Annotated in this window: 11 protein-coding genes and 1 pseudogene; 6 read left to right on the top strand and 6 right to left on the bottom strand. The window is 58.4% G+C overall.

Annotated features, from left to right (window positions below; genetic code table 11):
- Positions 1-4 precede the first annotated feature (4 nt).
- The 3 genes from K7R23_RS18510 to K7R23_RS18520 are packed head-to-tail and all read right to left on the bottom strand — an operon-like array spanning position 5 to position 6,439.
- A complete protein-coding gene (locus tag K7R23_RS18510; RefSeq protein WP_012905845.1) occupies positions 5-2,155 on the bottom strand; it encodes a virulence factor SrfC family protein in 2,151 nt (716 codons plus the stop codon).
- Positions 2,152-5,133 (bottom strand): virulence factor SrfB, encoded by a 2,982-nt coding sequence (locus tag K7R23_RS18515; RefSeq protein ID WP_012905844.1) that lies wholly within the window; start codon positions 5,131-5,133, stop codon positions 2,152-2,154. Before K7R23_RS18515 ends, K7R23_RS18510 begins: the two co-directional genes overlap by 4 nt.
- Before the next feature lie 4 nt (positions 5,134-5,137).
- A complete protein-coding gene (locus tag K7R23_RS18520; RefSeq protein WP_012905843.1) occupies positions 5,138-6,439 on the bottom strand; it encodes an SrfA family protein in 1,302 nt (433 codons plus the stop codon).
- Positions 6,440-6,655: 216 nt separating this feature from the next.
- Here K7R23_RS18520 and K7R23_RS18525 point away from each other — a divergent pair, with 216 nt between their 5' ends.
- The gene (locus tag K7R23_RS18525; RefSeq protein WP_012905842.1) at positions 6,656-6,889 is read left to right on the top strand and encodes a YdcY family protein; all 234 of its coding nucleotides are present in this window, start codon (positions 6,656-6,658) and stop codon (positions 6,887-6,889) included.
- A 44-nt stretch (positions 6,890-6,933) separates the two neighbouring features.
- Here the strand turns inward: K7R23_RS18525 and K7R23_RS18530 are convergent, their stop codons facing one another.
- Positions 6,934-7,383, bottom strand: coding sequence for a DMT family transporter (locus tag K7R23_RS18530; RefSeq protein ID WP_012905841.1), 450 nt, complete (start codon positions 7,381-7,383; stop codon positions 6,934-6,936).
- On the bottom strand, positions 7,380-7,898 hold the full coding sequence (locus tag K7R23_RS18535) for a GNAT family N-acetyltransferase (RefSeq protein ID WP_012905840.1): 519 nt from the start codon (positions 7,896-7,898) through the stop codon (positions 7,380-7,382). Before K7R23_RS18535 ends, K7R23_RS18530 begins: the two co-directional genes overlap by 4 nt.
- 37 nt (positions 7,899-7,935) lie before the next feature.
- Between K7R23_RS18535 and K7R23_RS18540 the strand changes: the two genes are divergently transcribed.
- The 3 genes from K7R23_RS18540 to K7R23_RS18550 all read left to right on the top strand — a co-directional run bounded on the left by K7R23_RS18540 (position 7,936) and on the right by K7R23_RS18550 (position 10,495).
- Entirely contained in the window at positions 7,936-8,511 is a 576-nt protein-coding gene (locus K7R23_RS18540) for a helix-turn-helix domain-containing protein (protein ID WP_012905839.1), read from the top strand.
- A gap of 57 nt (positions 8,512-8,568) precedes the next feature.
- A complete protein-coding gene (locus K7R23_RS18545; protein WP_012905838.1) occupies positions 8,569-9,606 on the top strand; it encodes an NADP-dependent oxidoreductase in 1,038 nt (345 codons plus the stop codon).
- A 223-nt stretch (positions 9,607-9,829) separates the two neighbouring features.
- On the top strand, positions 9,830-10,495 hold the full coding sequence (locus K7R23_RS18550; protein ID WP_012905837.1) for a GntR family transcriptional regulator: 666 nt from the start codon (positions 9,830-9,832) through the stop codon (positions 10,493-10,495).
- 56 nt (positions 10,496-10,551) lie between these two features.
- On the opposite strand, the pseudogene pqqU reads toward K7R23_RS18550, so the two are convergent.
- Positions 10,552-12,662: pseudogene (gene pqqU, locus K7R23_RS18555) on the bottom strand (TonB-dependent receptor PqqU).
- 263 nt (positions 12,663-12,925) lie between these two features.
- Between pqqU and yncE the strand changes: the two are divergent.
- Both yncE and K7R23_RS18565 read left to right on the top strand, forming a co-directional pair.
- Positions 12,926-13,987: a 7-bladed beta-propeller protein YncE gene (yncE, locus tag K7R23_RS18560; protein ID WP_012905836.1), complete on the top strand. Its 1,062-nt coding sequence runs from the start codon at positions 12,926-12,928 to the stop codon at positions 13,985-13,987.
- 85 nt (positions 13,988-14,072) lie between these two features.
- Positions 14,073-14,690: a glutathione S-transferase family protein gene (locus K7R23_RS18565; protein ID WP_012905835.1), complete on the top strand. Its 618-nt coding sequence runs from the start codon at positions 14,073-14,075 to the stop codon at positions 14,688-14,690.
- The last annotated feature ends 14 nt before the right edge of the window (positions 14,691-14,704 follow it).

Raw genomic sequence — 14,704 nt, forward strand, 5'->3', positions numbered from 1 at the left:
GCAATCAGACATCAATCAGTAATGCCGCCAGTGCCTCTCTGTCCGCCCGGGTGACATCCTGCGGATGCCGATAGCCCTTATTTTCATTCGCGCGGGTATATAACGCGACCAGCCAGTCATAGACATAGCGGCTGACGGCGTGCACCGGTTGTTCTTCCAGCTGTGTCAGACGCGCCATCGGCTGACGCGGCTCGGCGCTGAAAATCGCCGCGCCCTTTGCGATTCGGCTGGCGGGGCGATCGGCTTCCGCCACCTCCGCGTACCCAAGCCAGGCGATAAAGTTGGCGATACAGGCGTGCAGTTGCGCGCCGCAGTCCTCGTCGCGTTGCATAATCTGCTGTAGCTGGCGCGGGAGTCCCAGCCGATAGCTGGTGACAATCAGAATATCCGCGACGGCGCGGAGCGTGGCGGGCGTCAGTCCTGTGCGCCCGGCGTGGCTGTCATCGCGACTCCACTGGCGAAGATGGTTGAGCCACATTCTGTGCGCCTGATAGCCGATCTCTTTGCTTTCCGTTTGCTGCGGGGCATCCTGCGTCCCGGCAAACAGATCTATCGCCTCGTTGAACAACCCGCTGACCGGTTCCTCGCGCGGCTGCTGCACGCGGAGCAGGGCTTCAAACTGCTGGACGTCGGGCAGCAGGCCATTCAGCAGATCGCCATGATAAGCCGCCTGTTGTTGCAGATGGCGGATCGTCGTTTCAGCGCCGGGGGCGTCGTCCGGCTGCGCGGTCAGTAAATCACGAAGCTGGCGTCGATGCTGGCTGCGCAGCGCCTGAAAACGCGCCTGACGCTGCGGCGAGGAGGTGGCCTGCGCCAGCCACTCGATCAGCCGTTGCAGACTGTTTTTATCCAGCGCCTGCAACGTGCCCCAGCGCTGTCCGGGTTTCCCCATCAGCTGCTGTACGGCTTCGTCCAGATTCTGCTGCATCGTAAAACGCGCATCCTGGGGCGTAATCGCCCACACCACCCCCGGCAGCGCGGTTTCAAGTGCAGGCTGGGTGTCGCTTACCCAGTGAAGCAACGTTCTGGCGGTCGCGGTGGTTTGCCTGCGCGCGGCAGTGGCGTTACAAATCAACAGCACGTCAGGCTGTAGCTGCTGGCGATAATGCTCAAGCAGCCAGCCGAGCCGGGAGTGCCATAATGGTTGAACAGGCTCTAATGGCGCCACGGGAATATCCAGCAGGTCAACATCCTCCAGCACGCCATCCTCAACGCTCAGCACCAGTTCACGGGCGAGCAGCGCGAGCGCATCCTGCGTCAGGCTCACGGCGTTCTGCAACCGATCGCCAGCGATGGGGTGCACCACCACGTCGCTTTGCGCTTGTGGCGCGCTGAATGCCTCCTGTGACAAAAAGCTCTCGCCCGGCAAACCGAACCGATCGACTAGCAGGCTGAGCGGCGCAGCGACTTCTTCGGCATGACCGATCTGTTGCAGGATATGCGCCAGCCTCAGCCACTGCTGCGTCAGTTCAGGTTGTTCTCCCCACAGCAGCGACCAGATGCTGGCGCGGGTAGTGAGATCGACCATTGGCAACAGCAGAACGAACTGATGCCAGAGCGCATCATCAATCTGCTGCTTCGCTGAAGGCACCTGACGCTGCCAGAAGCGGGCTACCGTCGCCACCTCCTGCGCCGTCACGCCCGCGACCGGATGCAGCTGGCGCAATGACTGCCACTTTTCAAGCCGGGAGGTGATAATCGCTTTATCGGTCTGTCGGTAATCTGGCTGCGCGCAGGCCCTGGCGATAAAAATCTGCGCCAGTTCGGCTTCCGAAAGCAGGCGCAGACGCAGCGGCCAGTCGTCATCGGGACAGCTTTGTCGACGCGTAAAGCGCAGCGCCATATTGGCGGCGGCGTGTCCGGGATTAAGATGGGTGAAATAGTCGAAACTGCGCCCCGGCGTATTAACGGTTATTTTGCCGTTTTCGCCGCCGCAGAGCGCGGCGAGCAGATGCGCTTTAGCCGCCTGCGAATAGCCATACAGACCGATCGTGGCGCTGGAGCGCTGCGCCGCATCGAGAGCGGATTCCGTTGCCGCGGCGGCGTGCAGGCGGGTTAACAGCGCGTCCGCGTCGTCATCCAGCGTGACGGCATACTGGCGGGTGCGGTTCACCCACGCGATGGCGGCCTGAGTGGTGTTTAACGTCTTGCTCATTTCAGGTACACGCTCCCGCTGTCTATCCAGTAATGACTGCCGCTGTGTCGGCGGTCAGCCAGCGTATTTAATTTCAGGGTCAGGGCATCCGGCGCGACGGGGGTGCCATCCTGTAGCCAGGCGTCGCTCAGTACAAACGCTTCCGGTCCGCTCTCTTTACTGCCGCCGCGCAGTTGCAGTCGTACGTTCAGTACGCCGTCGCCAGCGATGGTTTTGGCCAGGTCGGCGGAATTAATACTCAGCGTATACAGCGGCGTGGCGGGCCAGCGGCTGTTCGCCAGCTGGCGGAAACCGAGAGTGACATTGCCGCGCAGCGGAAAGTGCGCCCGGACGTCGAGCTTCTCGGCAGGCTTGTCCAGATCGATATCCTGGTACCAGACGTTTTCTTCCCGCAGGGTGTTAACCGTGTTGTCGAGTACGCCGAGATAGCGAACGGTGGAGTAGGCGCCAATATCGGCCGCTTTGAAGTTAAAGCGCGGCAGGCGAAGATCCAGCGCCAGGCTGCACAGCATCGCGCCCACCGCGGCGGTGGATTTCGGATTGCCAATCCGTCCCTGCTGGCTGAACGGATACCACTCATGCACGCGGTAATTGTCCATCCACACCATCCGGTTAACCGGCACCGGCTGCAGATGGCGGATCAGCGCCTGCACCGCCGGAATACAGGCCGGTCTGCCGGTGACCAGCAGCACGTCGCAGCAGTAGTGTGAAATGGCCTCGCACACCGCATGCAGCGGGGAGGTCAGGGTAAACTGCCCGGCCAGCATCGCCTCCTGCAGCTGGCTGAACTGGACCTGCAGCGGGACGCTAAACAGATCGAACGCGGGCGAGCCTGACGGCAGGGCGTGATCGATCGCCTGCTGGACGTAATTCAGTACGTTGCGCGTCGGGCGATGGGGCAGCAGATCGCCAAAGGTGGCGTGCAGTCCTGCCAGCGGATCGTTAACGTCGCTCTTTTCCCACGCCGACAGTACCGCATGACCGAGCGGCATAAAGAGCTGTAACGCCGTTTGCTGGCGTAATACCGCCTGGGTATCGATTCGCCCGGAGTCGCCGAACAGCGTGGCGAGCAGGGCGGCGGCGTCCGTCACCCCGGCCTGCTGCAGGCGGGTTTGCAGGGCAGGCAGAATACATTTCTGGATCACATCCAGCAGCATGTCATCGCCCGCGACTTTAAACCCTTCGCGGAACAGTAGATGCGGGGTAATTTTGACATTAGCGCCGACGCCGTCGTCCAGTTGATAGTGAACCACGGCCATGTCGGTGGTGCCGCCGCCGATGTCAATCGAGGCCACGCGCAGCGCGCGACCTTTGTTTTCACCCGCTTCCGGCAGGCGATCCGGACGCGCCAGCGCATTAAAAAACGCCTCGCTGCGTCCGGCATAATGGGAGATCGCTTCGTTATACAGCCATACCAGCTGTCCACAGCTGGCTTCGTCCCACTCCATCTGAATTTCCGGCACCGGGACCACGCTTTTTTCCCGCTGTTTGCGGGTGCTGAAATCCTCATCCTGCGGGTGCCAGCCCATCGCTTTCCAGACCAGCGCGATGGCTTCAAACATCCGCAGGCGGAAGATTTCCCGCTCCTGTTTCGGCATCGCCGAGGGAAGCGTGAGGATCAGCGAACGTAACTGTCGCGGCGACGCCGGGAAGCCAAGCCGTAAACGGGTCGCCACGCTGTTAATCTGCCCCAGCGCCTGAGCCAGTATCTCGCAGAGCATGTGGGTCATCAGGGTGCTGCGGCTGTACTGCGGTGAAAACACCGGCAGACGCTCATCCTGCGGCAGCGCGTACAGCGGCTGTCCATCGTCATTCATCAGGTTCATCAGCGGAAAGGCGGTGGCAAGCGGTTCGCGCTGGGTTTTACTGTTGATCTGGCTGAAACGCCAGTCGTGCAGCGCTGGCGTCTCATCCCACAGATAGCGGCGCGGACTGGAGATGCCGCTATTGCCGTCGGTTCCGCTGCGCTGCATCGCCAGCTTACGCGCCTCATCGCCGACCCGCACAATCGACGGCCAGACAAACGCATCGTCGCGTCCGCTTTCGACGGAGAAGTGCTGTTTGCCGAAGCGGGCTTCTGAAAACTCAAGGCGGCTGGTGAACAGCGGGTCGTTCAGATACTGCGGTTCGCTGAGCGAACGCACCTGTAATTCCGCCGTCTGGCGCAGGCCATCGTTGGCGTCGCCATGATCTTCGATCAGCACGCCGCAGGTATGGGTATTGCCGACGTCAAGGATCAGGTCGACCGGAATGGCCGGCGTGCTGAGAGTGGCGGTCACCAGTTTGACTTCCGGCACGGCAAGCTGCTCGCCGAGCAGCGCCAGCAGATTCAGCCAGTGCGCCTGGTATTCAAAATTGCGCAGCGCCTGGTTCAGTTCCTGCTCTGAGCGGCTTTCCACCTGGCCCGCATAGCTGAGAAACACTTCGCGCAGCCAGCCGTCAATCCACGTCTGGTCAAGAAAATCGGCCACTTCGTCGTCGCGCCAGGCCAGCGCAAAGCGCGTGCCGTTGCGCAGATCGTTTTCGCAGGGCGCCAGCGCGGCCGGCGCGCGTTCGCTGAGCTGACTGTCAAGCGCGATGGTGATGCGATGGGTATGACCGGCGCCGTCCGGCGCGGCCAGTTTACGTACTTGTACCCGCGCCCAGTTATCCGGTCCGGCGACGAAGGTTCGCGGCGGGTTAAAGCGCAGAAACGGCAGCGGCAGCCAGACGCCGTTAAGCACATCCAGCGAATAGCGCAGCGTCTGCGTGCTCTCGGGCTTTACCACCTCCGGCTGCTGGCCGGGACGGGCGGGCAGGGTGTAGCGCTCGTTCGCCAGATCGTACTCCAGGCGCAGCAGCGGTCCGTTCGCGGTTTTACGCACAAAACGCCCGTGATGCGCTGACTCCTGCGGCGTTACGCCGAAGTCGAGAAACTGGACGCCGCTGTTTGCGATGAGCGTGACGCTCTGTTTGTAATCACACAGATTCACCAGCATAAAATCAGGCACCTATCTTTTTAAACGTCAGCGGGATTTCCGCTTGCGCATCGTAGCGGGCGGTACAGGTGGCTACGTCATTCGCCCCTGCCTTACAGGTAATTTCCGGCATCGGGTAGCGGGAACCGTCGGTACAGCGCGCGTTGCCGCGACTTTTGATCATCAGTTCGCCGGACTGATGCAGACCGGAAAAGAGCGTCGCGCGACAGACGATGTTATTGCCATGCACCACCCGCGCCGTACCTTTGTTGTTCTGTATCTGATAGCGCAGGGAGGGGGCTTTGCCGGTCGCCGGATCTTTGATATCGATCAGCACGCGCCAGTTGCCGTCCAGGAAACGGGTGGTGCCAGCTTTAACCTGGCTGGCATCCATCACCAGCGCGTCTTTCGGGATGGCGGCGATCACTACCGGTTTCTCGACAGGTTTCTCGGGTTTCGGCGCCGGGATCACCCCGGCCAGTTGCAGAGGCAGCGCGGCGGTCAGTTCCGGCAGGACAGGCATAGCCGGAAGCGGGGCGCTGAGGCTGTCGGTGGCGCGGGCGGGCGTTTGCACCTTCCACAGCAGCGGCGCGGCAATAGCAGCGATAATCACCGCGGCGACGGGCAGACTCCACAGCGGCAGGCGACGCGCCGGTTTCGCTGGCGCTGGCGTCGGGCGGGCTTCCGTTAAGGGCGGTGGCGGCTCGGCAATGCTAACCGGTTCCGGTTCTTTAACCGGCGGCGCAGGCGTTGCGATCAGCGGCTCATCCGCCTGGGTAAAGGCGATCGTCGGCTCCGGCTCTGCCACCGGTTCCGGCGTAAGAGGAAGGTCGATGGTCGGTGGTTCTTCAATGTGCAGGCAGGCCAGCACATCGTCACGGGTATTCTCATTGAGATTGATAAAGCCCCAGAAGGTAATAACCGGCTTGCCATCCACCAGATAAACGTGGTTTTCGCCGGGAAACTGGACGGCTTTTTCCAGCAGCGAGCCAAAAAGCTGTAATGAGGTTTTTCCCGATTGCAGGCTTTTGCGGCTCAGGGCGGCGGCGCTTTCCAGCGTCGCAGAAAGGCTGCGCAGGGCGCGCGAGCGCGCATCTTTATCGGCAGCCTTCCAGCTCATGGCCTGTCCTTCAACGGGCGAATACCAGTCCACCCGGTCGCCGCTGTCATTGATTTGCGGAATTGCGAGACAGTCGACCATTGCCTGCTGTTTACGCAGCCGCAGCGTTTCACGAATTTGCAGTGCTGAATCAAAGACGGCCTGCCCGCCGCCGCCAACGGCCTGATAGTCATCCAGATTGCCGCTGCGCAAGAGAGTTTTTGCCACGTTATGATCCCTAAGACTTTTTCACCCATCTACTTTACGGCGAAGTAAGGCAAGCAAACGGTGGAAGAGAGGCAAAAAGGGGTGAATTTTCACGCCATAGAGAGGTTGACGTTTGCGAAAAGACTTAAGGGAAACTGGCCGCCCAATTAATGCCGCAGGCTGACGGATTTCAGCGTATGATGCATTATTCATAAGCCGGATAAAGAAGGAGATGCTATGTCGCACCTGGATGAGGTCAACGCACGTGTTGATGCGGCGATTGCGGAGAGCGTCATCGCCCATATGAACGAACTGTTGATTGCCCTGAGCGATGATGCGCAATTGAGCCGTGAAGATCGTTACAGTCAACAACAGCGATTACGGACCGCCATTGCTCATCACGGACGCCAGCACAAAGAAGATATGGAAGCGCGCCGCGAGCAGCTCACCAAAGGCGGCACGATCATTTGAGGCGCATTTTTGCAGGACGGAGCGCCATCCGACCTGCCGGATAATTAAAACGAACGTCTCGCCACCAGCCAGGCGCCGATCACCAGCATCACCGCGCCGCAAATCGGGCCAATCAGCGCTCTGAGCGGGACGCCGTGGCTGCGCAGAATATCCAGAACCAGGCCGCCAATCAGCTGACTGGCGACCAGCACGGCGATAGTGGTCGCCGCGCCGACGTGCTGATAGCCGCTGATGCTGGCGAAGACAAAAAACGAGCCCAGCAGACCGGGTATCAGCGTCCACCAGCGCACGCTGGCCGCCAGTTCGCCGAATCCCGTCATGCCCTGTTTAAACCACAGGATGCTGACAAACAGCACCATCCCCACTAGCGAATTGAGCAGCATGGCGATCAGAATCGTGGATGAGCTCTGGGTAATGCGCACCATCAGGGTGTTCTGCACCACCAGGCCGATACCGGCGGCGATCAGAAAGGCGAGCGTCAGCGTCTGATTCATCTGCGTGCGTCCGGTTCCAGGCGATCGTCAAGCTGAAGCTGCATAAAAGTGAGATCGAGCCAGCGGCCAAATTTAGTGCCGACCTGCGGCATCTGCGCGGTGAGGGTGAATCCCAGCGTTTCGTGCAGATGTAAAGAGGCGTGGTTTTGCGACTCAATGCCGGCGACCATTACGTGTTTGCCGCAGGCCCGCGCTTCGTCAATCAGCCTGCTGAGAAGCTGTCTGCCAAGTCCTTTTCCCTGATGATCCGGATGCACATAGACCGAATGTTCAACCGTATGGCGAAAACCATCGAAATTGCGCCAGTCGCCAAACGAAGCGTATCCCGTCACCGTACCGTTCTCCTCGCTTACCAGCACCGGATATCCCAGCAGCTGCCGCGCTTCGTACCACGCAATACGGTTTTCGGCATCGACGGTTTGATCGTTCCAGATGGCCGCCGTGTGCAGCACCGCATGGTTATAGATCTCTGCGATAGCGGCGCAGTCCTCTTTGCAGGCAAAACGAATTGACATATTGAACCTCAGGGCTTGTTCACTATAGTATTACGCTATGAATACTATTGAAGACAGTATAAATCAACGGATCGGCGTCAGAATTCGCATTGAACGCGAATCCCGCGGCTGGTCGCTGACGGAGCTGGCGGAAAAGGCGGGCGTGTCGCGGGCGATGATCCACAAAATCGAACGCGGCGAAAGCAGCCCGACGGCAACGCTGCTCGGCAGGCTGTCCGGCGCGTTTGGCATCAGCATGTCAACGCTGATCGCCCGCGCCGAAATGCCGGAGGGTAAACTGCTGCGCGCGGCGGATCAGCCTGTCTGGCGCGATCCGCAAAGCCATTACCTGCGCCGTCACGTCTCTCCGCGTAGCGACCTGCCTATCGATCTGGTGCAAATTGAGCTTCCGGGCGGCAGTGATATCCCGATGCCCGCCTCGTCTTACGCCCGGGCGCGGCAGCTCATCTGGCTACAGCAGGGGGAACTGGTCTTCGTCGAAGGGGAAACCCGCCATGAGATGAAAGCGGGCGACTGCCTGGAGCTGGGGCCGCCGAATGACTGTCGTTTTATCAATGAAACCGCGCAGACCTGCGTTTACCTCGTTGTGCGTTTAAACCTCACGGGACATTAAAGGCGCACGTCGCCTGCTACTATTGATGGAATCATGCCAGAAGCAGAGGAGAACATCATGGGTCAACAAACACACCGTAACCGTCGCTGGGTTTTAGCCTCACGGCCGCATGGCGCGCCGACGCCGGATAACTTCCGGCTGGAGGAGGATGACGTCGCCACGCCGGGAGAAGGTCAGGTTTTACTGCGTACCGTCTTTCTCTCTCTCGACCCGTATATGCGCGGTCGGATGAGCGATGAACCTTCCTACGCGCCGCCGGTTGACATCGGCGCGGTGATGGTTGGCGGCACCGTCAGCCGCGTGGTTTCGTCGAATCATCCGGACTACAAGCCTGGTGAATGGGTGGTGGGTTACAGCGGCTGGCAGGACTATGATATTTCCGATGGCGCAGGGCTGGTAAAACTCGACGATAACCCGGAGCATCCCTCCTGGTCGCTCGGCGTCTTAGGGATGCCCGGCTTTACCGCCTATATGGGCCTGCTGGATATTGGTCAGCCGAAAGAGGGTGAGACGCTGGTCGTGGCCGCTGCGACCGGTCCGGTGGGTGCGACGGTAGGGCAAATCGGCAAACTCAAAGGCTGCCGTGTGGTTGGTGTCGCGGGCGGAGCGGAAAAATGCCGTCACGCAATCGAGACGCTGGGTTTTGATGCCTGCCTCGACCACCATGCCGATGATTTTGCTGAGCAGTTGGCTCAGGCCTGTCCACAGGGGATTGATATCTATTATGAAAACGTCGGCGGTAAGGTGTTTGACGCCGTGCTGCCATTGCTGAACACCTCGGCGCGTATTCCGCTGTGCGGGCTGGTCAGCGGCTACAATGCGACCGATCTGCCTGACGGTCCTGACAGACTGCCGCTGCTGATGGCGACGGTACTGAAGAAACGTATCCGCCTGCAGGGATTCATCATCGGTCAGGACTATGGTCATCGTATTCATGAATTTCAGCAGGAGATGGGACGCTGGGTGAAAGAGGGTAAGATCCACTATCGCGAGCAGATCACCGAAGGGCTGGAAAACGCGCCGCAGGCATTTATTGGCCTGCTGAGCGGTAAAAACTTCGGCAAAGTGGTGGTACGCGTTGCTGAAGACGTGTAAACAAGATATGGCGGCTCAGGCCGCCATAAAAAAAAGACAATTTTAAAATTTACAGCTTTAATTATGTTACCGCGTACAGGGCACAATAACAGGCCAGTAACGTAAAAACTAACGCGGCTAATTATTAACTTTTGTTGTTTTATTTCTTCGCCAGGTGAAATTTTGAACAATTAAACCATTCAGGTTTAATTGCGATTAGCTACAGGATGAGGTGAAGAAATAAATGCCTGGTACGGAAAAGACTCAACACATAAGTTTGACTTCGCGCGTTGAAAGAGGATTAAAAGATCGACTCAGTATTGGCGAACTGAGGCCTGGCGCCAGACTGATTACCAAAAATATCGCTGAGGAGATGGGCATCAGCATTACCCCGGTACGGGAAGCGCTGCTGCGTCTGGTTTCCGCCAGCGCATTGACTATTGCGCCAGCTCAGGCTTTTATCGTGCCGGAGATCTCTATGGCGCGCTTTGCGGAAATTACCCGTCTTCGCTGCGAGCTGGAAGGCATGGCGGTGATGGAGGCGACCGGACAAATTACGCCCGAGCGCATGGAGATTCTTGAGGCGCTGCTGGCGAATTATCAGTGGGCGTATGAGAACGGCAGCGTGGCGGAGCGGCTGCTGGCGAATCGCGCTCTGCGCTTCAAAATCTATCATTTTTCCAGTATGCCGACGCTTGTCGAAATGATCGAACAGCTCTGGGTGCGTATGGGACCCAGCCTGCATTTTTTACATGGTCTGGAAAAAGAGGGCGCGTATCAGCATAACGTCGACCACTACCGGCAGTTGTTTACGCTGATTGCCGAAGGAAATAAAGAGGCCAGCCGCAGCTGTTTACTGGAAATTATCAATAAGAATGTAGCGATTGTTAAGCAACAATATCTTAATTAAGTAGCGCTAAAATATAGCGGGGTGAACCCCCGCTATTGGTATAATATTTGTGCAATTTACTCAAAGCGCCAGGCTAAATTTACCCCAACGCCGTAGTTACGTCCGGGGGCTGGTTCGTAGTATCTGCCATTTGATTCGTTAACAATAACCGAGCCGACGTATTCTTTATCGAACAGGTTATCGACGCGACCAAATACGTCTACGGTCAGGTTACTGTAGTTGAATTTATAGCCCGTATTCAGGCCCACCACGGTATAAGAGGGCGCTTTGGCGCTGTTTTCATCATCGGCCATGATGTCGCTCATGTAGCGGGCATCGGCGCCGGCATACCAGCCTTCGTCCGGCACATAGCCCAGTGAAGCGAAGCCCATGTTGCGCGCAATACCCGGCATCCGGTTGCCGTTACAGTTCTGCTCCCCGCAGACGTTGCTGCGGTAGGTGGCATCCAGCCAGGTCCAGGAGGCGTTGACGCGCCAGTTACCGGCGAAGCGCTGATCCCAGGCCAGTTCTGCGCCCTGACGCCGGGTTTTACCCGCGTTCTTATAGGTGGTGCGTCCGCCGCTGCTGGCGGCCACCACCAGTTCGTCTTCGGTATCGGTCTGAAACAGCGCCGCCGTCAGCAGCCCATTGCCGATGCGGGTTTTGCTGCCGATCTCAACCGTATCGTTGGTTGACGGTTTGAGATCGAAATTCATTCCGCTTTGCCCGTCAGCCCGGTAGGAAAGCTCGTTGATGGTTGGCGTCTCGAAACCGCGTCCGGCGGCGAGATAGAGATTCCACGCGTCGGTGACGGCATATTTCAGCGATCCGGCAGGCAACCACTTGTGATAGCTGGCATCGCCGCTATCGTCGCCGTTGCCCGGCGTGACGTAGTGGTCGTTGGAGTCAAACCAGACTGAACTGTAGCGCACGCCCGCGTCGAGAGAGAGTTTGTCGGTCAGTTGCCACTGCGTCTGCAGGTAAGGATCGACGTTCCACATCAGATTGCGCTCATCGCGACGCCGTTCACCTTTGTGACCATACTCCGGCACGCCGTCGTTCAGGCGGTAGTTGGTATAGCCTTTGCGGTTTTCACTCATGTTTTCATAGTTAAGGCCGGTGGTGAAAGTGACGGGGACGCCCAGTTCGCCACGGTGCGTCCAGCGGCTGTCGATGCCCTGATAGTGGCGCTGAAGGGAAATCACGCCGCCGGCATGGGAAGCGTTAAGCTGCGGCGTCATTGGAATCGATTGATACTGCGTGGTTTCGCGCTGTCCGGCATACATCATCACGCTCATGTCGTCCTGCGCGCTGAACTGGCGCTCATAGCGGAGCCCGGCCTGGGTCTGTTTAATCGTTTTACGGGTGTGGTACTGTTCGGCTCTCGGCGACTGCTGTGGGTTATCGCGCCATTCCGCTTCTGTCAGTCCCCCCGGATCGTCGGCTTTGATATCGACGCTGTTGAAGATCAGACTCAGCTTACTCGCCTCGTCGAGACGCACGCCGAGCTTCGCGTTAGCCAGATTCTTTTGCGCGCCGCTGCGATCGCGATAGCCGTGGGTGACAAAGCGGGTCGTCGACACCGTATAGTCCATATCGCCCGCCTGGCTGCCGTCGCCCATCGCCCCGGTCGCCTTCAGGCCGTAGCGCCAGCTACCGAAACTGCCGTAATAGCTGCTGGCCTCAATGGTCGGCGGCTGTTGTCCGGTCTGCGTTGTGACGTTCAGCACGCCGCCAGAGGCATTGCCGTAGAGCGCGGAGAAGGGGCCGCGCAGCACTTCAACACGCTCCACGCTGCTGAGATCGATATTTGACGTCTGCCCCTGACCATCCGGCATCGTCGCCGGGATCCCGTCCACGTACAGACGAATGCCGCGAACACCGTAGGTCGATCGCGACCCGAAACCGCGAATGGAGAGTTGCAGATCCTGGGCGTAATTTTGCCGGTTCTGGACCTGTAGCCCGGGAACGCGAGTCAGGCTTTCCGACAGGTTGATTCGCGGCGTCGCCCTTCACCATCAACCACGCTGACGGCAGCGGGGGTATCCAGTTCGGATACCGTCTGCGGCGAAGCGCTGACGATCATCGTTTGTTCATCGGTGTGGCTGTCCGCTATGGCCAACGGAGAGAAGGCGAGCGGGAGTAAAAGAGCGGGAACTGCGGTTTGTCTTGCGGAAATAATCTTCATGAAAAAAAGCCAGTTAAAGTGAACGTACCCACGGGTATGTGAGCCACATGTTAATGCGTTTGTAAAATTATGAAAATTTAACGGCACAATGCGTTAATTAAAGATTAAGAAACCAAGAAAATTGTAGACAGTATGCGAAGAAGTGCTCCACTTTCTGATGAATAATGATTACCATTCCCATTTATAAGAAAGAGCAAAGCGATGATTTTGCTCACCGAAGCGATGTGAAGCAGCAAAATAGCGATTTATCAAAGGGAGTCGTCATGCATTTTCGTCATCTGTTTTCACCGCGCCTGCGTGGTTCATTACTGTTAGGTTCGCTGCTGGTTGCCTCGTCATTCAGCATCCAGGCCGCAGAAGAAATGCTGCGTAAGGGCGTGGGAAAAGGCGCCTACGAAATGGCGTACAGCCAGCAGGAAAACGCGCTGTGGCTCGCCACCTCGCAAAGCCGCAAGCTGGACAAAGGGGGCATTGTTTATCGTCTCGATCCGACCACGCTGGAAGTGACGCAGATTATTCACAACGATCTCAAACCGTTCGGCGCGACCATCAATAACGCGACCGGAACGCTGTGGTTTGGTAACACGGTGAACAGCACGGTTACGGCGATGGATGCGAAAACGAGCGAAGTGAAGGGCCGTCTGGTGCTGGACGCCCGTAAGCGTTCTGAAGATGTCCGTCCGCTGCAGCCGCGTGAACTGGTGGCCGATGAGGCGACTAACACGGTTTACATTAGCGGCGTCGGGAAAGAGAGCGTGATTTGGGTGGTGGATGGCGAAAAGATCGCACTGAAAACCACCATCGAAAATACCGGTAAGATGGGCACCGGTCTGGCCATCGACAGCAAAGCGAAGCGTCTGTACACCACTAATGCCGATGGCGAACTGATTACCATCGACACCGCGGAGCATAAAATCCTCAGCCGTAAAAAGCTGCTCGATGACGGTAAAGAGCACTTCTTTCTCAACCTGAGTCTGGATACCGCCGGTCATCGCGCATTTATCACCGACTCGAAAGCGGCGGAAGTGCTGGTCGTCGACACCCGCAACGGCAACGTGCTGGCAAAGGTCGCCGCCCCGGAGTCGCTGGCCGTCCTGTTTAACCCGGCGCGTAATGAAGCTTACGTGACGCACCGTCAGGCGGGTAAGGTGAGCGTGATCGACGCGAAGAGCTACAAGGTAGTGAAAACCTTCGATACGCCGACTTTCCCGAACAGCCTGGCGCTCTCCGCTGATGGCAACACCCTGTATGTCAGCGTGAAGCAGAAGTCCACGCGCGAGAAAGAAGCCACTCAGCCGGACGACATCATTCGTATCGCACTGTAAGCCGTAAAGGCCTGACCGTATTTGCGGCCGGGCCTTTTATTCGTTAGCGTGCTCTACACTTACTCTTTTAAGTGGAGGAGGCAGCATGATTACGATCTATGGCGCACCGGGCTGGGGTTCGGTAATCAGCGAAATGATGCTTACGCTGGCGGAGATTCCCTACCATTTTGTAGACGTCAGCGGCTTTGACAGCGAAGGACCGCAGCGGGAGTCGTTGCAACAGCTTAATCCGCTGTGCCAGGTGCCGACGCTGACCCTGGAGAACGGCGAGGTGATGACCGAAACGGCGGCCATTGCGCTGATGGTGCTTGACCGCCGTCCCGATCTGGCTCCGCCAGTCGGCCACGCGGAGCGACAGCAGTTCCAGCGTCTGCTGGTCTGGCTGGTTGCTAACGTTTATCCGACCTATACCTACGCTGATTATCCCGATCGCTGGGCGCCGGACGCGCCGGAACAGCTGAAAAAGCGCTGTATTGAGTATCGCAAATCGCTCTTTCGGTGGCTGAACGATCGGCTTAGCGCCGAACCCTATGCCTTTGGCGAGCAGCTAACTCTGGTGGATTGCTATCTCTGCGCAATGCGCACATGGGGGCCGGGGCACGACTGGTTCCAGCAGAATACGCCCAATATCAGCGCTATAGCCGACGCGGTTTGCCAGCTGCCAGCGTTGCGCCAGGTGCTGAAAACCAATGGTATTTTGTGATGGCGCAACGGCGG

This window comes from Citrobacter rodentium NBRC 105723 = DSM 16636 (assembly GCF_021278985.1).
GTDB classification, from domain to species: domain Bacteria; phylum Pseudomonadota; class Gammaproteobacteria; order Enterobacterales; family Enterobacteriaceae; genus Citrobacter_A; species Citrobacter_A rodentium.